This is a genomic window from Melittangium boletus DSM 14713 (assembly GCF_002305855.1).
GTDB lineage: Bacteria > Myxococcota > Myxococcia > Myxococcales > Myxococcaceae > Cystobacter > Cystobacter boletus.
The window spans coordinates 334,823-358,451 of sequence record NZ_CP022163.1 but is presented as its reverse complement, the minus strand read 5'-3'; the positions used below and the strand labels follow the sequence as shown (position 1 = coordinate 358,451).

Here is a 23,629-nt window from a genome sequence, read left to right as displayed (position 1 = left end):
TCGAAGCGGGCTAAGTCTTCCTCCCGGGCCCAGGGGAGTGCCCTTCCTTCCTCCATGACTCAACCGGTTTCCACTGACATTCGCGTGGGCTCGGTCCTGCGGGACACGTACGAAATCACGTCCTTGCTCGGCAAGGGAGGCATGGGCGCTGTGTTCCTCGCGCGCCACCGCCGGCTCCGGGGCAAGCAGGTGGCCGTCAAGGTCCTCCTCCACAGCGCGAGCCTCAACCCGGAGCTGTACGCGCGCTTCCAGCGGGAAGCGGAGATCGCCTCCCAGCTCGGCCATCCGAACATCGTCGAGGTGCTCGACTTCGACACGCTCCAGGACGGCACGCCCTTCCTGGTGATGGAGTACCTGCGCGGAGAAAGCCTCGAACAGCGCCTGGAGCGCGGTCCGCTGCCGCTCTCCGAGGCGATGGGCCTCGTGAGGCAGATGGGCTCTGGACTCCAGGCGGCGCACCGCGCGGGGATCGTCCACCGGGATCTCAAACCGGCCAACGTCTTCCTCGTGCCCACCGACTCCGGAGGCACGGTGGGCGAGCAGGTGAAGCTGCTGGATTTCGGCATCTCCAAGATGCTCGATTCGAAGACGCTCCAGACCCAGGACTCGGTGCTCATGGGCACGCCGCAGTACATGGCGCCCGAGCAGGCCCTGGGGAAGAACAGCGAGATCAGCGCCCGGACGGATCTCTTCGCGCTCGGCTGCATCGTCTACGAGATGTTGACGGGCCGCCCTCCGTTCGCGGCCGAGCCGGGCTTGAGCGTCGTGCAGGTGATGTTCCGCATCATCCACACGCAGCCCGAGCCCCTGGCGAGCCTCTGCCTGGAGGCGCCCGAGTCCGTCATCGCGGCCGTGAATCGGGCCCTGTCCAAGACGCCCGATGATCGTTTTCCGGATGTCGCGGCCTTCATCGCCGCGTTGACGGGCACGCCCCTCCGCTCACTTCCGGGCATGGTGATGCCCGCGTCGCTCGCGGCCCGCAACGCGGCGGAGGCCGCGGGAACGGGCCGCTTCGAGGACGATGGGTTGGGGTCGACGCATGTGCCCTCGTCGACCGCGCGTTTCGCGACGCCGCCTCCCGCCACGGAGCGTGAGGACGACCTCGGGCTGGGCGCGACGCACATCCCCGCGTCGACCGCGCGCTTCGCGACGCCTCCTCCCGCCGCGATGCCGGACGCCGTCACGGAGGAGGAGTTGGGCCTGGGTGCGACGCACATTCCGGCGCCTCCTCCCGCGGTCCTTCCCGCTCCCGAGATCATCGCCACCGGCGCCTCTCCCAGTGCACCCGCCGTCCTGTCATCAAGGCGCAGGGGGGCTCTCGCGGGCGTGGGCCTGCTGATCCTCGGACTCGTGGCGGCGAGGGGCTGGATGGGGGCCCGCTCCGAGGATCCACCCGCGGTCCCGCCCAGCCCTCCCTCGGTGGCGGCCCATCCCGAGCCGAGCGCTCCTGTTCAGGCCGAAAAGCCCGTTGCGCCTCCCGCCCCGGTCTTCGCGCCAGTTCCTGAATCGGACCCAGACCTCGTCTCCGAGCCCGCTCCTCAGGTGGCGGTCGCCCCCGTGAAGGACAAGCCCCGTGCACAGGTAACATCCCGTACGCAAGCGAAGCCCCCGGCGAAGACGGCGGATATGCCCGAGAAGGCGCGCGCGTTGTTGGACGAGGCCGAGGCCGCACTGACGGCTGGACGAGGCCGAGAGGCGTTCGACCTCGCCCGCCAGAGTCAGCAGGTACGTGTCACCGCCGAGGCTTACTCTGTGCAGGTGCGGGCAAGCTGTCTCAGTGGCGAATTGGGGCAGGCCCAAGCCAAGTGGCGAGAGGGCCAGGAGTCGATGGCGTCCCGAGTGCGTGTGCAGGTGAAGCGATACTGCAAGAAACAAGGAATCGAATTCTAGTCGTGCCCATCCGCGCCAGCCCACTTCGGAGCCCTGGCGCCCAACCAACAGGAGACAGATGTGAGAGGCATTCTGGCGACGTGTGCCGTGATCGCGGTGTTGAAGGCGGGCTCCTCCCTGGCCGCCGCCCCCGTGGGAGAAGGCAAGGTGTACTCGGGCTCCGATGGCGAGCAGGTGGCGATCATTCCGCTCACTCCCGAGGACAGCAAGAAGGCCATCCTCCTCGTCCAGGGCACGGACTCGGAGCTCGACGGCAAGGTCCTTCCCCATGACATCGAGAAGTCCGGCCAGGACACGCGCTACGTCACCCAGTGGCACGGCCGCCGCTACGCCACCGTCTACCTGAGCGTGTCCGCCGGTGGGGATCGCCGCAGGTATTACCTCCACATCCCGGGCCGCCGGGACAGCACGCTCGTTTCCTTCGATGACACGCGCAGCAAGGCGCTCAAGCCCCAGGACGTGTACGCGCTCCACCAGAAGCAGAAGTCGGAGGGATCGATCACGAAGTGGATGGCCTTCGATCGCAAGGGCGAGGAGGCCCAGGTCGAGACGTCCCTGGCCTCGTCCGTGAAGAGCCTGAACGCGGCTTGTGGCTCCCAGACGGTGGCCAAGGTGGACTGGAAGAGCATCTCCGACGAGCAGATCAAGCAGTACAGCATCTCCTCGTTCTGTGAGACCCCTCTCGATTCGCTCCGCAGGCTGTGCGGCGAGTCGGCCGAGGCGAAGAAGGTCGTCCAGGCGCAGGCGAAGGAAGTGGTGTGCCGCTTCGGCGGGGCGCTGGCGGTGGAGCGGACCGCGAGCGGCCTGACGTGGACGACCTCCACGGAGGCTTCCAACCAGGAGGAGTTCGCCACGAAGTACTTCAAGGAGAACCTGGAGTCCACGCGCGGCAACGGCGAGAAGCTCGCCGAGCGCATGCGTCTGGAGAAGATCCGCGTGTGCACGGACGGCCAGGGGCACTACGTGGTGATCCGCCCCGATGAGAAGCAGAGCGTGCAGCTCGACTACGGCGATGGCAAGCGCTTCGTCAAGGTCGCCGAGCCGCCCTGGGTCATCTCCGGCTACCACTTCCTCGAGCCGCGCTTCTACAACAAGAGCATGAACCACTCGTTCCGGGGGCTCGACATGGGCCTGTACTCGGAGGTGGAGCTGGACGAGGAGAAGAACACCTGCGCGGTGCGCTGTGGCGATCGCTCCATTCCGTTCTCGCGGGTGGACGCCGAGCAGGCGGAGAAGATGGTGGCCGAGGCCACCTTCGAGCCCAACCCGCAGAAGTACGTGCCCTACGCGCTGTTGCGCGACCAGTCGGGCCGCTACTACCTGGTGGAGAAGGGCTTCCTCCCGGAGGATCGCAGCTACCGCGTCTCCATCGGTCCCAAGGGCAACCTCAAGCAGCAGCAGATGAAGGACGTGGTCTCCGACTCGAAGGGAGAGATCTTCTCCACGAAGAAGGGCGACCTGCGGCTGCTGGTGGACCGGGAGGCGCCCTCGTCGTGGATCGAGAAGAAGAAGAAGATCGAGCTGCGCGCGGTGCCCATCGAGGAGAACCTGCCGCTCATCTACAACGAGCTCGGGGTGTACACGGGGGCCCGTCTGGGCACGCCGTGCGACGACCAGTGAGTCAGGGGCCCGCCTCTCCGCCTGTCCAGGAGTGACGCGGGTTGCCTGTAGGGTGCGCTCTCCAGACATGAGCGCATCGCGAGTCGAACAATTGCGCGAGCACGTCCGGGCTCGCGCCGAGAACCGTCCCGGGGTGTACCGCATGAGCGGGCCCTCGGGAGAGGTGCTCTACGTGGGCAAGTCCGTGCGGGTGCGCACGCGGCTGCTGTCGTACTTCCGGGCGCCTCGCGGCGAGAAGGGGGCGGAGATCATCGGCCATGCGCACGGGGTGGAGTGGGAGTACACCCCGAGCGAGTTCGCCGCCCTGTTGCAGGAGTTCCGTTCCATCAAGCGCTGGCGGCCGCCTTTCAACGTGGAGCACAAGCGGGACAACCTGCTGTGCTTCCTCAAGCTCACGCGCGAGCCCGTGCCCCGGCTGTTGGTGGCGAGCCAGGTCATCAACGATGGGGCCGAGTACTTCGGGCCCGTGCGAGGCCGGCGCCGCGCCTCCGAGGCGGTCCGGGCGGTGGGTGACTTGCTGGAGCTGCGCGACTGCTCCTCGGACACGCCCATGCGGCTGGCGGATCAGATCGAGCTGTTCCGCGTCCAGGAGGATCCCCGGTGCATGCGTGGGCAACTGGGCCGGTGCCTGTCCCCCTGCGCGGGCGGGTGCACGCGCACCGAGTACGAGGCCCGTGTCGCCCTGGCGCGCGACTTCCTCAATGGGTTGACGGATCAGCCGCTCGTGCTGCTGCGCGAGCGCATGGCGCTGGCGGCCCGGCGGCTCCAGTTCGAGCATGCCGCCGAGCTGCGCGACCGCTCGGAGTCGCTGGAGCGCGTGCGGGACGCGTTGCTCCAGGTGGGCCAGTTCGTGGAGCGCTTGTCCTTCGTCTACACCGTGCCGGGCGAGGCGGGGGAGGATCGCGTCTACATCATCCGCCGGGGCAGCGTGCGCTGGGAGTCCGCCGCGCCGGTGTCGCCCGAGGAGCGGCACGTCCTGGAGGCGAAGGTGCGCGAGGTTTTCGAGAAGCCGGAGCCGAAGATGGTGGGCCTGCGCGCCCACGAGGCGCAGGAAGTGCTGCTCGTCGCCAAGTGGTTCCGGCTGCACCCCGAGGAGCTGGAGCGCACCGTGCCCGTGGCCCGCGCGGAGCCGGAGGTCCTGGCCGCGTCGTGAGCAACACCCGGAGGGCTCAGCGGGCCTCCAGTGCCCGGCGGTAGGTGGCCAGCGTGCGCCGGGCGCAGTCGTCCCAGGTGAAGAGTCCGGCGCGCTCGCGGCCCTTCTCCCCGAGGCTCCGGCGCAGGGCGTCGTCCCGCACCAGCCGCTGCGCCGCGTCCTTCCAGGCGGAGGCATCGTCGGGAGGGAGCAGCAACGCGGCCTCGCCCACCACCTCGGGCAGGGACGTGGCGCGCGCGGCCACCACCGGCGTGCCACACGCCATGGCCTCCAGCGCGGGCAGTCCAAAGCCCTCGTAGCGCGACGGCAGGAGCAGGGCCGTCGCCGCTCCGTACAGGCGGGGCATGTCTTCCTCGGGCATGTTGGACAGCTCGCGCGTGCCGTCGGGAAAGCCCAGCTCCCACGCCGCGCGCTCGCCCGCGAGCAACACCAGGGGCTCAGGCAGCTCCTCCGCCACGTCCGCCAGCATCCCCAGGTTCTTGAAGGGCTTGGTGTTGCCCACCGCGAGCAGGAAGCGCGGCGGCAGCTGGTGGCGCTCGCGGAAGGCCTTCAGCTCGGAGGCCATCTGGGGCTGGTAGCGCGCGTCCACTCCGTTGGGGATGACCTGGAGCCGGTAAGGCGACAGGCCCAGCTCTCGCGCCAGCTCGTCCCGGGAGAACTCCGAGACGGTGATGAGGGCCTGGGCCCTCTTCGCCCGAGGGCCCACGATGAGCCGGTAGTAGACGCGGCGGCTCGTGCCGTACTCCTCGGCGAGCACCAGGTGGTTGGCGTCATGGAGCGTGGCCACCAGGCGGCCGGGCCACAGCGCGGGGACGGAAAAGGACGTCGCGTGGAACAGGTCCGGGTCCAGCCGCACCAGCGACGCGGCGAGCGCGGGCTGCTCGAGTGGGGACAGGAAGCCCACCGGGCAGCGGTGCAGGGGCAGCCGGGGAGTGAGCGTGCCCAGATTCGTGGGCAGCCCCTCGGGGCCGGTGAGCCCGGCGAAGCGCAGGTCTGGCGCCAGCTCGGGCAGCCGGCAGGCCAGCTCCAGCGCGTATCGCGCGATGCCGTGCAGCCGGCCACGGACCATGCGCAGGTCGATGAGGACGTTCGCCACGGAGTCAGGCACTACCACACCCACGAGGAGGGCTGGGGGTGATACAAGGCGCGCCCGTGAAGGTCGCCCTCGTCCATGATTGGCTCGTCACCCAGCGCGGAGGGGAGCACGTGCTCGAGGCACTGTGCGAGCTCTTCCCGCGGGCGGACATCCACACCCTCGTGCACCGCCCTGGCGCCGTGCACCCGCGCATCGAAGCCCGGCCCATCCACACGTCCGTGCTCCAGCATGTGCCCCGCATCCACAAGCTCTACCGGCACTTCCTCCCGGTGCTTCCCCAGGTCATCGAGTCCATGCACCTGGCGGACGACTACGACCTGGTCATCTCCTCCAGCCATTGCGTGGCCAAGGGCATCCGCAAGCCGCCAGGGGCCAGGCACCTCTCCTACGTGCACGCGCCCATGCGCTACATGTGGGATCTGTTCGACGACTACTTCGGACCGGGCCGGGCCTCGCTGCCCGTGCGGATGGCGGCACACGCGGTGCGCCCCATGCTCCAGAAGTGGGACCGTGAGAGCACCGCGGGTGTGGACCGCGTGCTCGTCAACAGCCAGCACATCGCGCGGAAGGTGAAGCGCTTCTGGGGTCGGGACGCCACCGTGGTGTATCCGCCCGTGGCCCTGGAGCGCTTCTGCCAGCACCCGCTCACGGGGCTCGGGCAGGGCGGCTACTACCTGTGGCTGGGCGCCTTCGCTCCCTACAAGCGGTTGGACATCGCGCTGGAGGCCTTCCGCCACCTGGACGCGCCCCTGTGGGTGGTGGGCACCGGCCAGGAGGCCGCGAAGCTCACCTCGGGGCCCTTGCCCCCGCACATCCGCTTCCTCGGCTCCGTGTCGGACGAGGCGCTCACGGGGCTCTACCGCGACGCGCGGGCCCTCATCTTCACCCCCGAGGAGGACTTCGGCATCGTTCCCCTGGAGGCGCAGGCCTCGGGCCGGCCCGTCATCGCCTACGGGCGGGGGGGCGCCCTGGAGACGGTCGGTCCCCGTACGGGCGTCTTCTTCGACGCGCAGACGCCCGAGGCCCTGGCGGACGCCGTGCGCCGCTTCGAGGCCTGGGAGCCGGGCTTCCAGCCCGCCGACGCCCGGGCGCAGGCCGAGCGCTTCAGCCGGGCCGCCTTCCAGCGGGCGGTGATGGCCGAGGTGGACGCGCTCATGGGGAGGCACGCCGCACCCTGACAAGGGTGTCACGGACGTCACACATCCCCGGGGCGGAGGGGGCCGGAAGTAGGGGCCCCAACGGGGGAGGGGGCAGGGGCAACCCCTTGGATTCCGGGCGCTTTCCATGCTACGAGCCCACCCGCCACGAGGGGTGTCCGGTAACGGACGGCTCCTGACGCGGGGTGCGCCGCTTGCAGGTGGCGGGCAGGCGGTGTGCAGGTCCAGGGCAAGGAGTTCCGCGTGTTCAGCCGGTTCCAGCGCTTCTACACGTCCATCAAGATCGCGGCCGATGTGGTGATGCTGACGGGCGCGTTCGTGCTCGCGTACGTCACGCGCTTCGATGGCCCCATTCCGGTGATGTACGGAATGCCCGCCTGGGAGGAGACGCTGCTGTCGCTGGCGACGGTGCTGCTCGTCTTCCCCATCACCTACCGGCAGGCGCGGCTGTACGCCACCAACCGGGCGCGCACGCACATCGGCGAGGTCTTCGAGGTCTTCAAGGCCACCATCATGGCCACGCTCATCGTGGTGGCGCTCACGTACTTCACGCGCGAGCGCTACTCGCGCCTGATGCTGGCCTTCTTCTCCGTCTACGCGTTCGTGGGCGTGTCCTCGGCGCGGCTGGTGCTGCGCGGGGTGCTCAGCGCGGTGCGCCGGCGGGGCTACAACCTCAAGTCCATCCTCGTCATCGGCGCGGGGGAGCTGGGCCAGCGCGTCATCGAGACGGTGGAGGGCCACAAGGAACTGGGCTTTCGCGTGGTGGGCCTGCTGTCCCTGCACCCGGACAAGGTGGGCCAGCAGGTGCTGGGCGTGCCGGTGGTGGGCCACGTGAAGGACGTGGACACCGTGCTGGATGCGCGCTCGGTGGATCAGGTCATCATCGCGGTGCCGCTCGAGGACCAGGCCGCCGTCAAGCCGCTCATGGAGCAGCTGGCGCTGCGCACGGTGGACGTGAAGGTGGTGCCGGACCTCTACCAGTACGTCACCCTGTACGGAGGGCTGGAGGAGTTCGGCGGCCTGCCCATCATCAGCCTCCAGGGCGACCCCATGGCGGGCTGGAACATGGTGGCCAAGCGCGTCTTCGACATCCTCTTCGCGCTGGTGGCGCTCTTCGTGAGCGCGCCTTTCATGCTGCTCGTGGCGATCGCGGTGAAGCTCACCAGCCGGGGGCCCCTGCTCTATGCCCAGGAGCGCATGGGCATGGATGGCCAGACGTTCCACATCCTCAAGTTCCGCACCATGCGCACGGACGCCGAGTCCTCCGGCGCGCTCATGGCCAGCAAGGACGATCCGCGGCGCACGCCCATCGGCACGTTCCTGCGCAAGTACTCGCTCGACGAATTGCCCCAGTTCTTCAACGTGCTGACGGGCGACATGAGCCTCGTGGGTCCCCGGCCCGAGCGCCCCGTGTTCATCGAGGAGTTCAAACGTCAGATTCCCCGCTATCACCTGCGCCACAAGGTGAAGGCTGGCATCACCGGCTGGGCGCAGATCAACGGCCTGCGGGGACAGACGTCCATCCAGAAGCGGATTGAGTACGACCTGTACTACATCGAGAACTGGTCGCTGCTCATGGACCTGAAGATCCTCGTGCGCACGGCGCTGGGCGGTTTCCTGTCCAAGAATGCCTATTAGCGTGGAGTGACCAACAGCCCCGCGAAGTTCTGGCTTGTGTCGGACTTCTCGGGGCTTCCGGGTACGGCCACTGGCGGCGGGGCGCCCTACTATCCCCGCTGTATGGTCGATCAGCTCGGAGCGCATCTTGTCCGAAAGGGACTCCTCACCCAGGCGCAGCTGGATGAGGCCCTCAAGTCACGCCTCATCTACGGCGGCAGTCTGGGCACCAACCTGGTCGAGCTGGGAATGCTCGATCTGGCCACGCTGGGACAGGCGCTGTCGGATACCTACTACTTCCCCCTCGTGACCGAGGCGGAGCTGGAAGCCGTTCCCGCCGAGACCGTGGCCCTGCTCAAACCCGAGCTCGCACGCCAGCACCTCGCCTTCCCGTTGGCGCTCGAGGGCCGCCGCCTGCGCATGGCCCTGGCCGAGCCGCAGGATCCCCGGCACGTGGACTCGCTCGCGTTCGCCACGGGCATGCGCGTGGTCCCCTCCATCATCCCGGAGCCGCGCCTGCTGCAAGTGCTGGAGAAGCACTACGGCTTGCCCCGGCCCGTGAGGCCCGCGCGTTCCGGACAGCCCCGGCCCGGAGCGGGGCAGGGGAATTCACCGGGCGTGGCCTTGAGTCCTTCGCCTCGGCCCGCGCCGGCCGTCCAGGCGGTTCCGCCCGCCGCCGTGGCGCGGCCCGCTCCGGCGAAGCCCCCGCCCGCTCCGGTGGCCATTCCCCTCGCGGTGGCGCCGCGTTCGGTCTCGGCGCCTCCCACGGGAAATGTCCTCGTCGCGGCGGCGCCCCGGCCCGCGCCCACCGTGGCCCTGGCGGCGGGCACCGCTCCGGCCTTCTCTTTTGGCGCCGCGGCTCCGGGCCGTCCTCCGGGCCTCATGCCGAGAACCCCCGCGGGCGCCTCTCCCCGGGCCGCCAGGAACCGGCTCGTGGGGGGGGCGCCGTTGGTCTCCAGCGTGCGTTCCATGCCAACGCCCTTGACGGTGGTGCAGCCCCCACGGGAGCCCGTCGCCGTGCCGCCGCCTCCTCCTCCGAGCACGCCTCCCGTCCAGGAAGTCCAGGAGGTGGCGCCTCCATCGCCGACGCCACCTCCCGCGCCCCCCGAGGCCCTCATTCCCGTGGCCCAGGTCCTGGCCGAGCCGGAGCCCGAGCCGGTCAAGACGCCAGGGGTGGAGCGGTTGGCCGATGACACGCCGATCGAGGCGCTGACGGAGAGCGCGGAGCGGGACATTCCCTTCGAGGACGCGTTGGCGGACATCCTGCGCACGGCCGAGCCCATCTCCGATGCATGGGAGCCCGAGCCCGAGGAAGAGGTCCCCTCCGCGTTGGTCCGCGCGGCGGGGACGCCGCCTCCCTTCCATATTCCGGAGGATTCAGCGCCGAAGGAGGACCGCCGGGGACGAAGGCCGAGGGCGATGCTCGAGCTTCCCGCCGAGAGTGCTTCGGCGTCTCCCGAGGCGCTGAAGATGTCGTCGGACCTTGAGTACATCGAGTCGGACTCGGGCTCGTCGTCATGGGCGAGCCGGTGCATCGAGGTGGACTTCTCCTCGCAGGAGCCGGAGCTGGTCGCACCCGCGCCCGTGGTGGATTTCATCCCGGACTGGGATCCCTCCACCGAGTTCAGCGAGGACGGTTCGCCAGGCGTGCAGTGGGTGCAACTCCCCGAGGCCGTGGAGGCCTTGCAGCGGGCGAAGACGTGCGGAGAGCTGGGCCAGGCGTTGCTGTCGTATGCGCAGGGCCGCTTCCCCCGGGGCTTCCTGCTGGGAGAGACCTTTGGCTCGGTGCGGGTGGGGCAGGCGTTCGGCCCGGGCAGTGACAAGCCCGATGTGGTGGCATTGCAGGTGAATCTCGCGGTGCCGTCGATCCTCTCTCAGGCGGAGTCGGATGGAAGACCCGTGGTCTCGTCCAAGCCCTTGAGCCAGACGGACGAGGTGCTCTTCGCGGCCCTGGGGGAGACCTATTCCAACCTGATGGCGGCGCCCATCCGGGTGAACCAGCGCGCGGTGGGGTTCCTCGTCATCGATGGAGGACCCGCGCCCTTCGGACCCGGGGAACTCGACGAGATGGAGCGGTTGCTCGCGGCGGCCTCGGAGGCCTACGGCCGGCTGCGGGGAACCTCCGTCTGACCCACTCCGCGCGACGCCCCGTGTTACGTAGGGGCGTTGGATACGGAGGTGGGAATGAGGGTCTTCGGACTCGCCGCGTTGCTGCTGCTGGCGTCGGCATGCGCGACGACGCGGGTCGTGAATCTGGATACCGGGCAACGGGACACGATTGTCTACCGGCCTGGCGAGTCCGAGCCGATCACGATCGACGAACGGGAGTTCAAGAGCGCCGTCGCGCGGCTCGTGCTCGACATGAATTTGAAAGTCGTGCTCGACGAGTCTGCTCAAGTGGGCCCGCGCTCGTTGCTCGCCTCGGCCGGGGGAATCGTCGACGGAGTGCAAGGCCGGAAGGAGACCGCTTCATCCTCACGGTACTGCCAGCGGCAGAGCGATCCCTCCACGTGCCTGAGTCTGTTCGCGGGTGAGTTCACCCTGGGACCGATGGAGCGGCGCATGATGGCGCTCTCCTTCGCACTGGATACGGTCTGGGAAGGGGTGGAGGACGTGGTGAAGGACCTCGCCAATCCCGAGGCGCTTCGAGCGATGGTGGTGTCCATCATCGGGACGTCGCTCGTCATGCTGGTCGCGCCCGAGCCCATCACGAAGTTCATCGCCATGGGCCTGACGGCCTCGCTGATCGCCTACCTGGGCGTGGGGCCGGTATGGAACCTCGGGCAAGGATTCCTGCGGCTCATGGCGGAGTCGAAAAACGCTCGCGACTTCGCGCAGCTGGAGGAATCCGGGCACCGGTTCGGAAAAGTGCTCGGAGGCAATGGGGCGCGGGTCCTGGTGCTCGTGGCGATGACGGCCATTGGTGGAAAGAGCGCCATGGCCACACAGGGGCCAAAGCTGCCCGGCGCCGCCCAGGCCGCCATGCGGGCGAGGGTCGAGGGAGAATTCGAGCTGTCAGGAGTCCTGGCGGGGCAGGTGAGGTCGATCTCACTGCCCTCGGCGGGAGTGCTGAACGTCGCGCTGGCGCCCACGGCCGTAGCGGCGGTCGCGATGGGGACGGGTGGCGTCATCCAGGGAGACCCGGACGGAGACATCCACCACATCTGCACCGACAAGAACGAGGTCTCCGATGCCTCGGGAGGACCCTGGACGCCCCTATTCGAGACATTCTTCGAACAAGCTGGGATGAAGCTCAGCGACGTCGCGAATCAGGTGCGAATCAAGGGGCACAAGGGACCGCACCCTCGCGAGTACCACGAAGAGGTCTATAGTCGGATTGAACAGGCCACGCTTGGATGTCGGAGCGCCGCTGAATGTCGGCGAGCACTGGTCGATGTGTTGACCAAAATCGCGCGTGAGTTGACGACTACTGGGACCAAGTTGAGAAAAATAATCACAAGGAATCCAGATGCCTGATGCCACGAGCATGCGTTACTTCAATCTGAAAATAGATGTCTATGTTCCAGGTCGATGGTACATGGCCGCGCCCACGATGCCCAACGGGCAGCAACTGGACGATCTCTGGGTATTTACCCGCGGCGAACCCATAGAGGCGCCCGCTCGACTACGCGTTCCACTCCATCGTCCTGGAAAACCGCTGGACTTTACGACAGCGGGAATGGGCTCGACGCCAATATTGAGTGAACGAGCAGCGGCCGTATTTCGGGAGATGGCCTCTCACGACACTCAACTCTTCCCCGTTGACGTAGAGGGGCAGACCGAGCCCTATCAACTCCTTGTCGTGGCACGGACGGTTCGCTGCATCGATGACGCGGCCTGCACGGAAGCTCGGTACTTCACTCCGGAGGACGGAAGACCGGAGCGAGTGGGTGAATACCAAGTCGTTTCGGGTCTGCGTATTGATAAGTCCAAGGTTGGAGATGCCCGTGTCTTTAAAGCCTGGGGTTGGCATCCTGCGCTTATCGTTGACGAGAAGATCAAGTCCGCACTGGAACGAACTGGCATTGTAGGCGGATACTTTGATGAAGTGTGAGCTGGATGAGAGCGGTAGATATCCTAAGGAGGCCAGGCGCTTTACCTTGGAAACAGGCCGGCCAGAACGCGTTGGCGAGTATCAAGTTGTTTCGGGTCTCCGCATCGACAAGTCGAAGGTTGAAGATGCGCGTGTGTTCAAGCTTTGGGGCTGGCGCCCTGCGCTCATTGTGGACGGAGAGATCAAGCTGGCCCTGGAAGAGGCGGGGAGCGTGGGTGGATATTTTGAAGAGGTTTGAGTCGTAGAAGGGTTTTCGCTCTGAGGTTGGCAAGGAAGTGGGCATGAGACTTCTCAGAATCACCGCGCTGCTGTTGCTGACCTCGGCATGCGCGACGACGCGGGTCGTGACGCTGGACACCGGACAGCGAGCGCCCATCATCTACCGGCCTGGCGAGTCCGCACCCGTCACCATCGGTGAGCAGGAGTTCAAGAGCGCGGTCGCCCAGCTCATCCTCGACATGGATTTGAAGGTTGTGCACGAGGCGTCTGAGCCATTCGACTCGCGCTCATTGCTCGCCTCGGCCAGGGGGATTGTCGACGGAGCCCGAGGTCAGAAGGCCAGTGCTGCCTCCGCGAGGCACTGCCAGCGGCGAGGAAACCCCGCCATGTGCTCGAGCCTGTTCGCGGGTGAGTTCACCCTGGGAGTGATGGAGCGGCGCATGATGGCGCTCTCCTTCGCACTGGATACGGTCTGGGAAGGGGTGGAGGAGGTGGTGAAGGACCTCGCCAATCCCGAGGCACTGCGCGCGATGGTGGTGTCCATCATCGGGACGTCACTCGTGATGCTGGTCGCACCCGAGCCCATCACGAAGTTCATCGCGATGGGACTGACGGCGTCGCTGATTGCATACTTGGGTGTGGGACCGGTGTGGAACCTCGGGCAAGGATTCCTGCGGCTCATGGCGGAGTCGAAGAACGCTCGCGGCTTCGCGGAGCTGGAGGCATCCGGGCACCGATTCGGAAAGGTGCTCGGAGGCAATGGGGCACGCATCCTGGTACTCGTGGCGATGACGGCCATTGGTGGAAAGAGCGCCATGGCCGCACAGGGGCCAAAGCTGCCCGGCGCCGCCCAGGCCGCCATGCGGGCGAGGGTCGAGGGAGGATTCGAGCTGTCAGGAGTCCTGGCGGGACAGGTGAGGTCGATCTCACTTCCAGCGGCGGGGGTGTTGAATGTCGCCCTTGCGCCCACGGCCGTGGCGACGGTCGCGATGGGGACGGGTGGTGTTATCCAGGGAGACCCGGACGGAGACATCCACCATATCTGTACCGACAAGAACGAGGTTTCCGATGCATCAGGAGGCCCCTGGACCCCACTGTTCGAGCCCTATTTCAATCGGGCTCAGATGAAGCTGAGCGATGTCGCGAATCAGGTGCGCATCAAAGGGCACAAAGGGCCACACCCCCGTGAATACCATCAGGCAGTCCTTAAACGCATCGAGCAGAAGATGGAGGACTGCAAGGGGGCGACTGAGTGCCGAGCCGTGCTGATCGAAACGTTGGCACAGATCGCAAGGGAGTTGACGACTGCGGGAACCGAGTTGCGGAAACTTGTCACGAGGAATCCGAATGCCTGAAATCATGAGGGGTCGCTTTTTCGAATTACAGATAGACGCCTATGTTCCAGGCCGCTGGTATATGTCGGAACCAACTACGCCTGACGGCCAGGAAGTCGATGATGTCTGGGCATTTACCCGTGGCGAGCGGATTGCTTCACCTGGACAACTGCGCATTCCGCTCTTGCGCCCTGGCAACCCTCTGGATTTCACGACTGCGGGGGTGGGGATGACCCCCATCTTCAGCACGCGAGCCGCAGCCGTGTTTCGAGAAATGGCCCCCCAAGATGTTCAACTCTTCCCTATTGAGGTCGAGGGACAGCCCGAGCCATACCATCTCCTCGTCGTCACACGGAAGATACGCTGCATCGACGACAAGGCATGTAAGGAAGCCCGGCGCTTCACCTTGGAAACAGGCCGACCGGAGCGCGTTGGCGAGTATCAAGTCGTGTCGGGTCTCCGCATCGACAAGTCGAAGGTTGAAGATGCGCGTGTGTTCAAGCTTTGGGGCTGGCGCCCCGCGCTCATCGTTGACGGAGAGATCAAGATGGCCCTGGAAGAGGCGGGGAGCGTGGGTGGATATTTTGAAGAGGTTTGAGTCGTAGAAGGGTTTTCGCTCTGAGGTTGGCAAGGAAGTGGGCATGAGACTTCTCAGAATCACCGCGCTGCTGTTGCTGACCTCGGCATGCGCGACGACGCGGGTCGTGACGCTGGACACCGGACAGCGAGCGCCCATCATCTACCGGCCTGGCGAGTCCGCACCCGTCACCATCGGTGAGCAGGAGTTCAAGAGCGCGGTCGCCCAGCTCATCCTCGACATGGATTTGAAGGTTGTGCACGAGGCGTCTGAGCCATTCGACTCGCGCTCATTGCTCGCCTCGGCCAGGGGGATTGTCGACGGAGCCCGAGGTCAGAAGGCCAGTGCTGCCTCCGCGAGGCACTGCCAGCGGCGAGGAAACCCCGCCATGTGCTCGAGCCTGTTCGCGGGTGAGTTCACCCTGGGAGTGATGGAGCGGCGCATGATGGCGCTCTCCTTCGCACTGGATACGGTCTGGGAAGGGGTGGAGGAGGTGGTGAAGGACCTCGCCAATCCCGAGGCACTGCGCGCGATGGTGGTGTCCATCATCGGGACGTCACTCGTGATGCTGGTCGCACCCGAGCCCATCACGAAGTTCATCGCGATGGGACTGACGGCGTCGCTGATTGCATACTTGGGTGTGGGACCGGTGTGGAACCTCGGGCAAGGATTCCTGCGGCTCATGGCGGAGTCGAAGAACGCTCGCGGCTTCGCGGAGCTGGAGGCATCCGGGCACCGATTCGGAAAGGTGCTCGGAGGCAATGGGGCACGCATCCTGGTACTCGTGGCGATGACGGCCATTGGTGGAAAGAGCGCCATGGCCGCACAGGGGCCAAAGCTGCCCGGCGCCGCCCAGGCCGCCATGCGGGCGAGGGTCGAGGGAGGATTCGAGCTGTCAGGAGTCCTGGCGGGACAGGTGAGGTCGATCTCACTTCCAGCGGCGGGGGTGTTGAATGTCGCCCTTGCGCCCACGGCCGTGGCGACGGTCGCGATGGGGACGGGTGGTGTTATCCAGGGAGACCCGGACGGAGACATCCACCATATCTGTACCGACAAGAACGAGGTTTCCGATGCATCAGGAGGCCCCTGGACCCCACTGTTCGAGCCCTATTTCAATCGGGCTCAGATGAAGCTGAGCGATGTCGCGAATCAGGTGCGCATCAAAGGGCACAAAGGGCCACACCCCCGTGAATACCATCAAGAGGTGTTCAGACGTATTGAACGAGACATGAATGAATGCAGAGGGGCTGCCCAATGCCGTGCTGTATTGATCGATACGTTGGCCCAGATCGCGCGTGAACTAACAACTGCGGGAACCAAGTTGAGAAAGCTCATTACGAGGAATACCGATGCATGAGGACGTGAATGGACGCTTCTTTAATCTGCAAATAGACGCCTATGTTCCAGGCCGCTGGTATATGTCTGAGCCAACCATGCCTGACGGCCAGGAGATTGATGATATTTGGCAGTTTACACGCGGAGAGCGGATAGCGCCTCCTGGACATCTGTGCGTTCCACTTCTACGTCCTGGTAATCCTCTTGATTTTACCACGGCAGGATTTGGCTCGACTCCGATACTTAGTGAGCGAGCCGCAGCCGTGTTTCGAGAAATGGCATCCCAAGACATTCAACTCTTCCCTGTTGAAGTAGAGGGACAGGCCCAGCCCTATCATCTCCTCGTTGTGGCACGGACCGTTCGCTGCATTGACGACAGTGCTTGTGAAGATGCCCGTCTCTACACTCCGGCGGATGGGCGGCCAGATAGAGTTGGAGAATACCGTGTCGTTTCTGGTCTGCGCATCGACAAGTCAAAGGTCGGCGATGCCCGTGTGTTTAAAACCTGGGGCTGGCCCCCCGCGCTCATTGTTGACGGAGAGATCAAGGCAGCCTTGGAACAGACTGGAATTGTGGGCGGGTATTTCGAGGAGGTTTGAATCGTAAGGCCATGATGGGGCCATCTCGGGGAGTGCAACACCCATCCGGGTGGGACAATAGTCCAAGGTGTCGGACCAAATGAAAAAGCCCCGGTGAGCCTGGTTAGGGGCTCACCGGGGCTTTTTCATTCACCATTTATTTTCAGCTGCAGCCGCTCGTGGTGCCGCAGTTGCTGCACTTGTAGCAGGCGCCGTTGCGCACCATGATCTCCCCGCAGGTGTGGCAGGGCGGGGCGTCGGCCTGGTTCAGGTACGTCCGCCTCGGCGTGGCCATCGGCAGCGCCACCACCGGCGCCGCCTTCACCTCGGGCTTGGGCTCGGGCGTGGCCGCCACCTGCTGCTCCACCTCCGCCTCCACGCCGTCCAGCTCCTGCTCGGCCGGCAGGAACTTCAACGCCAGCCAGCGGAAGATGTAGTCCACAATCGACTTGGCGATCGGCACCGCCGGGTTGCCCGTGAAGCCGCTCGGCTCGAAGCGCACGTGGCAGAACTTGTCCACCAGCACCTGCAGCGGCACCCCGTACTGCAACGCCAGCGACACCGCCGTGGCGAAGCTGTCCATCAGGCCGCTCACCACCGAGCCTTCCTTCGCCATCACGCAGAACAGCTCGCCCGGCGTGCCGTCCTCGTACATGCCCACCGTCAGGTAGCCCTCGTGGCCCCCGATGGAGAACTTGTGCGTGATGGCCTGGCGCTCGTCCGGCAGGCGCCGGCGCATGGCGTTGGCGTCGCGCACCGCGGCCAGCGCGGGCTCGGCCACCGCCAGCTTCGTGTCCTTCACCGTGTCCTTCGAGGTGTTCAGCGGCTGGGTGCGCTTGCAGCCATCGCGGTACACCGCCACGGCCTTGAGCCCCATCTTCCACGCCTCGATGTAGGCCTTCTCGATGTCCTCCACCGTGGCGTCCGACGGCATGTTCACCGTCTTGGAGATGGCGCCCGACAGGAAGGGCTGCGTCGCGCCCATCATGCGCAGGTGGCCCATCCAGTGGATGCTGCGCTGGCCCTTGGCCGGCTTGAAGGCGCAGTCGAACACCGCCAGGTGCTCGGGCTTGAGGTGCGGGGCGCCCTCGATCGTCTCGTGCTTGTCCAGGTAGGTGATGATGTCCTGGGACTGCGTCTGCCGGTAGCCGAGCTTCTCGAGCGCGAAGGGCACCGTCTGGTTGACAATCTTGAGCATGCCGCCGCCCACCAGCTTCTTGTACTTGATGAGCGCGATGTCGGGTTCAATCCCCGTGGTGTCGCAGTCCATCATGAAGCCGATGGTGCCCGTGGGGGCGAGCACCGTCACCTGGCTGTTGCGGAAGCCGTGCTCCGTGCCGAACGCCAGCGCCTGATCCCACGCGCGCTTCTGCGCGTCGAACAGGTCCTCGCTCACGCCCTCGGCGGGGATGTTGTAGGCCGCCTTGCGGTGCTTGCGGATGACGCCCAGGAAGGGCTCGGCGTTCTTCTGGTAGCCCGCGAACGCGCCCTGCTTCTCCGCCATGCGCGCGCTCATGGCGTACGCCTGGCCGCACATGAGCGAGGTGATGGCGCCCGCGTAGTTGCGGCCCACGTCCGAGTCGTACGGCAGGCCCGCGGCCATCAGGAGCGCGCCGAGGTTGGCGTAGCCCAGGCCCAGGGGCCGGAAGGCGTGGCTGTTCTCCTCGATCTTCTTCGAGGGGTACTTGGAGTTGCCGACGATGATCTCCATGGCCAGCAGCACCACGTCCACCGCGTGCTTGAAGGCGGTGACGTCGAAGTCGCCGTCGATGGTGCGGAAGTGCATCAGGTTCAGCGACGCCAGGTTGCAGGCCGAGTCGTCGAGGAACATGTACTCCGAGCACGGATTGGACGCGTTGATGCGCGCCGTGTTCGAGCACGTGTGCCAGGCGTTGACGGTGGTGTCGAACTGCATGCCGGGGTCACCGCACAGGTGCGCCGCCGAGGCGATCTCCCGGAACACCTCGCGCGCCTTGTGGGTGTCCATGGGCCGGCCGTCGCGCACCGCGTGCGTCGTCCACGTGCCGTCGTTGATGACCGCGCGCATGAACTCGTCCGTCACGCGCACCGAGTTGTTGGAGTTCTGGAAGAAGACGGAGGCGTAGGCCTCGCCGTTGAAGCTTGGGTCATACCCGGCCTCGATGAGCGCCCAGGCCTTCTTCTCCTCGTTGGCCTTGCACCGCACGAAGTCCAGCACGTCCGGGTGGTCCGCGTTGAGGATCACCATCTTGGCGGCGCGGCGCGTCTTGCCACCGCTCTTGATGACGCCGGCGAACGCGTCGAAGCCCTTCATGAAGGAGACGGGGCCGGAAGCGGTGCCGCCGCCCGCGAGCAGTTCCTTGCTCGAGCGCAGGCTGGACAGGTTGCTGCCGGTGCCCGAGCCGTACTTGAAGAGCATGCCCTCGGTCTTCGCCAGGCCGAGGATGGACTCCATGTTGTCGTCCACCGAGTTGATGAAGCACGCCGAGCACTGCGGGTGCTCCTCCACGCCCACGTTGAACCACACGGGCGAGTTGAAGGCCGCCTTCTGGCGCAGCAGCAGGTGGGTGAGCTCCGCGTGGAAGGTGTCCCGGTCCGTGGCCGTGGCGAAGTAGCCGCCCTGGGCGCCCCAGCGGGTGAGGGTGTCCACCACGCGCGCCACCAGCCCGCGCACACTCGTCTCACGCTCGGCCGTGCCCGGGGTGCCCCGGAAGTACTTCGACGCCACCACGTTGGTGGCCAGCATCGACCAGGACTTGGGGACCTCCACGTCCTTCTGCTGGAAGACGGACTTGCCGTCCTCGCCCGAGATGCCCGCGGTACGCAGCTCCCACGCCAGCTCATCCGCCGGGTCCACCCCGGGCGTGGTGAAGAAGCGCTCCACCGTCAGCCCCGCCGCCGGGGTCTTCGACCCCGCCAGGTCCTTGCCGTCCAACACTGCCGCCGTGGCGTTCAGCTCGTGGTGTTCCATGGGTCCCTCAGACGCATTCACTCTGCGTGTGACTGCAAAATTCGCGAAAAGCCAAGTCCGCGAGATCGCTCGGGATCGAGACGTCTCACGGGATCCCCGGTCCGTTTCCGGCAGGGAAAGGAAAGGGGAGGTGGTGGGGTGTCAGGAGCGCTGACGTCGCGCTTGGCCGCTCGGTGAGCGGGTAGGTAAGTAAAGGTACGATCCTCGTCGGAGAATCGTCAAGGCCGCACCCCTAGATCTTGTGCACGTCATTGTCGCACCACCTACAGATAGGGGATTGTGGCTTGGCGAACGCTCCCTCACCGACTCGCCTTCCGTCCGGGCGGGGCGTTCACGCGACCGCGATCTAAAGCCACCGGGCCCGCCGATCAACTCTCTTGAATAACCACACGTCGTTGGATGACGAGTCATGTAGGGTCACTCGCGGGACAGAGGATGTGATCAGAAGCGGATGTTTGCTGAGAGTCTGTGCACGAAGCGTCCCCCTGCCCAGGGGCGCGGGCAAGAAAGGGGAGGAGGGAGCGGGGGCTCAACCGTCGCTTTTGAACGGAAGCCGCGCTAGGAGGAGCGCATGCCTCCGTTCAAACGTCACGTATTCGTCTGTACCAACCGGCGTCCCGACGGCCACCCCAAGGGGTGCTGTGCCACGAAGGGGGCCGAGGATGTGCGCGCCCGCTTCAAGGACGAGCTGGAGAAGCGCGGTCTCAAGGGGCAGATGCGCGCCAACGCCGCCGGGTGCCTGGACACCTGTTCCTTCGGCGTGTCGGTGGTGGTCTACCCCGAGGGCACCTGGTACGGCGGAGTGAAGCCCGAGGACGTGCCCGCGATCATCGACGAGCACCTGGTGGGGGGAAAGCCCGTGGAGCGGCTGCTGATGCCCTTCTCCCGCCCCAAGACGCAGGAGTAGGGGGCATGAAAAAGGCGGTGGGCCCGGGAAGCGCCCACCGCCTGAGTTCCGTTCCTCCGCGACCGTGTCAGTCGCGGCGCTGGCCGGAGAGGCGCAGCAGGGAGATGAAGAGGTTGATGAAGTCCAGGTACAGGCACAGGGCGCCGTTGATGCTCGCCGCGGCCGCCGAGCGGTAGCCCCCGGCGGCGTGCATCTCGCGCAGCTTCTGCGTGTCATACGCGGTGAGTCCCGCGAAGACGACCACGCCCGCGCACCCGAGCACGAAGTTGAGCGCCGAGCTCTGCACGAAGATCTGCACGATGCTGGCGACGAACACGCCGATGAGACCCATGAAGAGGAACGTGCGCATGGGGCTCAGGTCCCGCTTGGTGACCGTGGCGTAGAGGCTCATCGCTCCGAAGGTGGCGCCGGCCATCAGGAAGGCATTGGCGATGGAGGCCTGCGTGTAGACGTAGAAGAGAAGGGAGAAGGTCAGTCCGGTGAGGACCGAGTACCCGAGGAAGAGCGCTCCCGCGACCGCGCCCGACAGCCGGGTCGCCGCGGCCGAGATGGCGACCACCAGGCCCAGCTGGCCGAAGAACAGCAGCCAGCGGAACCGCGCCACCTGCGCCACCAACTCCGGCGTGGCGGCGATGAACATCGCCACGAGGCCCGTCACCATGAGGCCCGCGAACATCCAGCTGTACACGCGCGACATGAAGGCGCGCCGGGACTCCTGCACGAGGACGTCATCGACCCCGCTCCGAGCCGTCTGCCACCCCTGCGTTTCCCAAGCCATGGATTCCGTGTCCTTTCGTGAAAAGAGAGGCGGAAGTCCCGCCCGATGGTCCATCTATATAGCGTGATCGCGTCCGCACAACCCGTGAGCGGCCGATCTCTTCCCCGTGAGTTGGATGGATGGAATCAGCGGGCCTTCCATGCCCGGAGCAGTTCCTCGGCCACCTCGGTGGTGATGAGCGGCAGCACGCCTCCTCCTCCCACGATGTTGACGATCTCCGAGGTGGAGCCCCGGCACACCCCTCCCCACGCCGGCCGCCGGTCCAGCCCCACCGAGGCATAGGCGGAGTAGTCCACGTGCAGCCGCAGGGGCGTGATGCCGTGCGTTTCGCACAGCAGGTGCTCCTCGGGGGTGGTCTCCACCACTTCCTGCACCACGAAGCCGCCACCGAGCGAGTCCGTGGCGGCTCGCTCGCACAGCGCCTTCCAGGTGAGCGTTTCCCCGTACGCGGCGCGGGCCCGCTCCTCGAAGGCTGGCGTGCCCACCGAGCGGCCGAGATAGACGGCCCGGCCGCCATAGTCCCACGCCCGCTTGAGGACGAAGCGCTCGGGCTCCGCCGCCACGCGTGCCACCAGATCCGCCTCCCTCGCGCCGTCCGGTCCCTTGCCGGGCCCCTGTTTGAAGGGGCGCGTCCAGGGCACCGAGACGCGGATGGCTTCTAGTTCCTCGGGCGTGAGTCCGACGGCGTCCGCCAGCGCGGGGTCCTCGAGGGACTGGGAGACGAGCGCGAAGGCCGTCTTCACCTCCACGGGCGAGGCGGGGGGGTTGAGCAGCACCGCCTTGCGGCCTGGCACCGTGCCGAAGAACTCCTCCATCCACGGCGCGGGCGATTCCTCCAGGCGCCGCGAGAAGAGGTGCCGGTACACGAGCTCGTAGCGCTTGCCGCGGACCTCGAAGTGCTCCTCGCCGGACACCTCGTCCGGGTGGACGACGTCCGCGTCCACGCCGAACTCGCGGAAGCGCGCGCACAGGTAGCGCTGCTCGGTGAGCTGGGCGTCGTGGCGGCGGCAGAGCAGGGCGATGGTGCGGGGCGTCCGGCCCTGGCGCTCGGCCGCGTAGCCCGCGAGCAGGGCGTCATAGAGGGCGCGCGTGTTGCCGCCGTTGGCGGTGAGGAGCGCGGGAATCGCCGCCTCGGGCATGCCGAAATGCCGGGCCACGCCCTCGATGAAGGTGTGCGCCGCGATGTCCGAATAGCCCTGCATGGCGGGAATGGTGGCGTTGACCTCCAGGGCACGTGGCCTCGAGTCCACGAAGTAATCCACGCGCGTGGTGGCCAGCCGGGTCACGTTCGCGAAGGTGCGCTCGGTGAGCGCGCGCTCGATGGGTGACAGGCCCCCGAGCAACAGCTCCCGGTGTTCGCTGGCGAGCATCTGGCGCGTCACCTTCATGGTGGCCGAGGCCAGGTGCGCGGAGAGGGTGGCACGGCGGCGGATTTCCTCGGCGTCGAGGATGACCGGCGTGGCGGTGACGGGAATGGGACGGGTGGTGCCATCCCTCTGGGTCACGGCGAGGCCTCGCGCGTATGCGGCGCGCGCCAGCTCGGGTCCGAAATGGACCGCCTGTTGCCGCAGCACTTCCAGGAATTCTTGCACGGGGGTTCCTTCTGGTGTCGGGGCGCTTCCTACTCCGACCGGACCCGGCTGGGGAATGACTTCGGCGGACGGCCCGTCAGCGGAATAACGCGTCAGCGCGGCCTTCACCGTGCAACTGCTTGCACCCGAACAGACCCTCGCGTACAACTCGTGTAACGCAACTGGGTTGCACTGGGAGCCGTTTCGTCGTGAATCCCCGCCACGAGCCAGCGAAGCACCGACGGCCGCGCCTGCTGGCGCTGCCCGTGGTGCTGCTGTGCGCGCTGGCCTACCTGGGGAGCGCGGCCCACTTCGTCCTGGTCCAGCACCGCGCGTGCCTCGAGCACGGCGATCTGCTGCACGCGGACGAGCTGGAGCCGGGAGAGGGGCTCGAGCACGCGCCGTCCTTCGAGGACGAGCGCTTCACGCGCGCGGAGGCGAAGGTATCCGGGCACGGCTCGGATGCCCACTGCGCGCATGCCTTCCTCCGCCGGGCGGTTCTTCCTCCCGCGGAGGTGATGCCCGTGCTGGAGGTGCCGGTCCTGGAGGGACCGGTGCTGGCCCAGGTCCGAGAAGCCGTCGAGCCGCCGGTGGCGTGTCTGTACCTCGCGCCCAAGGCGTCTCCGCCTCGCGTTTGAGCGCGTTCGCGCGTCGTCCCTCTCCTTTCTTCACGCATCGCTGACGCCGTCCGTCTCGCGAAGGCTCCTTCGCGGGTCCGGTCATCGCGTGCCCGTGCCTCGCTTCCAAGGCGCTCGCGGGACCGTGTGGGCCGTGCCCTGGCGCGTCCGCCCTC

Annotated in this window: 19 protein-coding genes; 15 read left to right on the top strand and 4 right to left on the bottom strand. The window is 66.7% G+C overall.

Annotated elements, in window-relative coordinates:
• Positions 1–54 precede the first annotated feature (54 nt).
• The 3 genes from MEBOL_RS01505 (at position 55) to MEBOL_RS01490 (ending at position 4,663) form a co-directional block, all read left to right on the top strand.
• Positions 55–1,890: a serine/threonine-protein kinase gene (locus tag MEBOL_RS01505; RefSeq protein ID WP_095975743.1), complete on the top strand. Its 1,836-nt coding sequence runs from the start codon at positions 55–57 to the stop codon at positions 1,888–1,890.
• A 60-nt stretch (positions 1,891–1,950) separates the two neighbouring features.
• On the top strand, positions 1,951–3,510 hold the full coding sequence (locus MEBOL_RS42475) for a hypothetical protein (RefSeq protein WP_245919353.1): 1,560 nt from the start codon (positions 1,951–1,953) through the stop codon (positions 3,508–3,510).
• A 67-nt stretch (positions 3,511–3,577) separates the two neighbouring features.
• Positions 3,578–4,663, top strand: a complete 1,086-nt coding sequence (locus MEBOL_RS01490) for a UvrB/UvrC motif-containing protein (RefSeq protein ID WP_157774702.1) — start codon at positions 3,578–3,580, stop codon at positions 4,661–4,663.
• 16 nt (positions 4,664–4,679) lie between these two features.
• Here MEBOL_RS01490 and MEBOL_RS01485 read toward each other — a convergent pair whose 3' ends face one another.
• Positions 4,680–5,732: a glycosyltransferase family 4 protein gene (locus MEBOL_RS01485; RefSeq protein WP_095982508.1), complete on the bottom strand. Its 1,053-nt coding sequence runs from the start codon at positions 5,730–5,732 to the stop codon at positions 4,680–4,682.
• 83 nt (positions 5,733–5,815) lie between these two features.
• On the opposite strand from MEBOL_RS01485, the gene MEBOL_RS01480 reads away from it, so the two are divergent.
• From MEBOL_RS01480 to MEBOL_RS01435, 10 genes are all read left to right on the top strand, one after another.
• Positions 5,816–6,937, top strand: coding sequence for a glycosyltransferase (locus tag MEBOL_RS01480; protein WP_095975741.1), 1,122 nt, complete (start codon positions 5,816–5,818; stop codon positions 6,935–6,937).
• Positions 6,938–7,159: 222 nt separating this feature from the next.
• Positions 7,160–8,554 carry an undecaprenyl-phosphate glucose phosphotransferase gene (locus MEBOL_RS01475; protein WP_095982507.1) on the top strand — a complete coding sequence of 465 codons (1,395 nt, stop codon included), beginning with the start codon at positions 7,160–7,162 and terminating at the stop codon, positions 8,552–8,554.
• 102 nt (positions 8,555–8,656) lie between these two features.
• Positions 8,657–10,663 carry a GspE/PulE/PilB domain-containing protein gene (locus MEBOL_RS01470; RefSeq protein WP_157774701.1) on the top strand — a complete coding sequence of 669 codons (2,007 nt, stop codon included), beginning with the start codon at positions 8,657–8,659 and terminating at the stop codon, positions 10,661–10,663.
• 54 nt (positions 10,664–10,717) lie between these two features.
• Complete coding sequence (locus MEBOL_RS01465) at positions 10,718–12,010, top strand: AHH domain-containing protein (RefSeq protein WP_095975739.1); 1,293 nt, start codon at positions 10,718–10,720, stop codon at positions 12,008–12,010.
• Entirely contained in the window at positions 12,003–12,587 is a 585-nt protein-coding gene (locus MEBOL_RS01460) for an imm11 family protein (protein ID WP_245919352.1), read from the top strand. Before MEBOL_RS01465 ends, MEBOL_RS01460 begins: the two co-directional genes overlap by 8 nt.
• On the top strand, positions 12,577–12,825 hold the full coding sequence (locus MEBOL_RS01455; protein WP_095975738.1) for a hypothetical protein: 249 nt from the start codon (positions 12,577–12,579) through the stop codon (positions 12,823–12,825). Before MEBOL_RS01460 ends, MEBOL_RS01455 begins: the two co-directional genes overlap by 11 nt.
• A 43-nt stretch (positions 12,826–12,868) precedes the next feature.
• Positions 12,869–14,161 (top strand): AHH domain-containing protein, encoded by a 1,293-nt coding sequence (locus MEBOL_RS01450; protein ID WP_095975737.1) that lies wholly within the window; start codon positions 12,869–12,871, stop codon positions 14,159–14,161.
• On the top strand, positions 14,154–14,738 hold the full coding sequence (locus tag MEBOL_RS01445) for an imm11 family protein (protein WP_342747725.1): 585 nt from the start codon (positions 14,154–14,156) through the stop codon (positions 14,736–14,738). Before MEBOL_RS01450 ends, MEBOL_RS01445 begins: the two co-directional genes overlap by 8 nt.
• A gap of 43 nt (positions 14,739–14,781) precedes the next feature.
• Positions 14,782–16,074, top strand: a complete 1,293-nt coding sequence (locus MEBOL_RS01440; protein WP_095975736.1) for an AHH domain-containing protein — start codon at positions 14,782–14,784, stop codon at positions 16,072–16,074.
• Positions 16,067–16,651, top strand: a complete 585-nt coding sequence (locus MEBOL_RS01435) for an imm11 family protein (protein WP_245919350.1) — start codon at positions 16,067–16,069, stop codon at positions 16,649–16,651. The genes MEBOL_RS01440 and MEBOL_RS01435 overlap by 8 nt, the downstream gene beginning before the upstream one ends.
• Positions 16,652–16,793: 142 nt before the next feature.
• Here the strand turns inward: MEBOL_RS01435 and MEBOL_RS01430 are convergent, their stop codons facing one another.
• Positions 16,794–19,580 (bottom strand): vitamin B12-dependent ribonucleotide reductase, encoded by a 2,787-nt coding sequence (locus MEBOL_RS01430; RefSeq protein WP_095975735.1) that lies wholly within the window; start codon positions 19,578–19,580, stop codon positions 16,794–16,796.
• Positions 19,581–20,151: 571 nt separating this feature from the next.
• Between MEBOL_RS01430 and MEBOL_RS01425 the strand changes: the two genes are divergently transcribed.
• A complete protein-coding gene (locus MEBOL_RS01425; protein ID WP_095975734.1) occupies positions 20,152–20,487 on the top strand; it encodes a (2Fe-2S) ferredoxin domain-containing protein in 336 nt (111 codons plus the stop codon).
• Positions 20,488–20,554: 67 nt separating this feature from the next.
• On the opposite strand, the gene MEBOL_RS01420 is transcribed toward MEBOL_RS01425, so the two are convergent.
• Together MEBOL_RS01420 and MEBOL_RS01415 are read right to left on the bottom strand one after the other, a co-directional pair.
• Positions 20,555–21,265: a Bax inhibitor-1/YccA family protein gene (locus MEBOL_RS01420; RefSeq protein ID WP_095975733.1), complete on the bottom strand. Its 711-nt coding sequence runs from the start codon at positions 21,263–21,265 to the stop codon at positions 20,555–20,557.
• Between the two features lie 125 nt (positions 21,266–21,390).
• Positions 21,391–22,857 carry a hypothetical protein gene (locus MEBOL_RS01415; RefSeq protein WP_095975732.1) on the bottom strand — a complete coding sequence of 489 codons (1,467 nt, stop codon included), beginning with the start codon at positions 22,855–22,857 and terminating at the stop codon, positions 21,391–21,393.
• 188 nt (positions 22,858–23,045) lie between these two features.
• Here MEBOL_RS01415 and MEBOL_RS01410 point away from each other — a divergent pair, with 188 nt between their 5' ends.
• Positions 23,046–23,474, top strand: a complete 429-nt coding sequence (locus MEBOL_RS01410; protein WP_095975731.1) for a hypothetical protein — start codon at positions 23,046–23,048, stop codon at positions 23,472–23,474.
• The last annotated feature ends 155 nt before the right edge of the window (positions 23,475–23,629 follow it).

Coding starts and splice junctions, on each gene's coding strand:
- MEBOL_RS01505 (WP_095975743.1), top strand. CDS start 55: ATGACTCAACCGGTTTCCACTGACATTCGCGTGGGCTCGGTCCTGCGG.
- MEBOL_RS01490 (WP_157774702.1), top strand. CDS start 3,578: ATGAGCGCATCGCGAGTCGAACAATTGCGCGAGCACGTCCGGGCTCGC.
- MEBOL_RS01485 (WP_095982508.1), bottom strand. CDS start 5,732: ATGGTCCGTGGCCGGCTGCACGGCATCGCGCGATACGCGCTGGAGCTG.
- MEBOL_RS01470 (WP_157774701.1), top strand. CDS start 8,657: ATGGTCGATCAGCTCGGAGCGCATCTTGTCCGAAAGGGACTCCTCACC.
- MEBOL_RS01465 (WP_095975739.1), top strand. CDS start 10,718: ATGAGGGTCTTCGGACTCGCCGCGTTGCTGCTGCTGGCGTCGGCATGC.
- MEBOL_RS01460 (WP_245919352.1), top strand. CDS start 12,003: ATGCCTGATGCCACGAGCATGCGTTACTTCAATCTGAAAATAGATGTC.
- MEBOL_RS01455 (WP_095975738.1), top strand. CDS start 12,577: ATGAAGTGTGAGCTGGATGAGAGCGGTAGATATCCTAAGGAGGCCAGG.
- MEBOL_RS01450 (WP_095975737.1), top strand. CDS start 12,869: ATGAGACTTCTCAGAATCACCGCGCTGCTGTTGCTGACCTCGGCATGC.
- MEBOL_RS01445 (WP_342747725.1), top strand. CDS start 14,154: ATGCCTGAAATCATGAGGGGTCGCTTTTTCGAATTACAGATAGACGCC.
- MEBOL_RS01440 (WP_095975736.1), top strand. CDS start 14,782: ATGAGACTTCTCAGAATCACCGCGCTGCTGTTGCTGACCTCGGCATGC.
- MEBOL_RS01435 (WP_245919350.1), top strand. CDS start 16,067: ATGCATGAGGACGTGAATGGACGCTTCTTTAATCTGCAAATAGACGCC.
- MEBOL_RS01430 (WP_095975735.1), bottom strand. CDS start 19,580: ATGGAACACCACGAGCTGAACGCCACGGCGGCAGTGTTGGACGGCAAG.
- MEBOL_RS01425 (WP_095975734.1), top strand. CDS start 20,152: ATGCCTCCGTTCAAACGTCACGTATTCGTCTGTACCAACCGGCGTCCC.
- MEBOL_RS01420 (WP_095975733.1), bottom strand. CDS start 21,265: ATGGCTTGGGAAACGCAGGGGTGGCAGACGGCTCGGAGCGGGGTCGAT.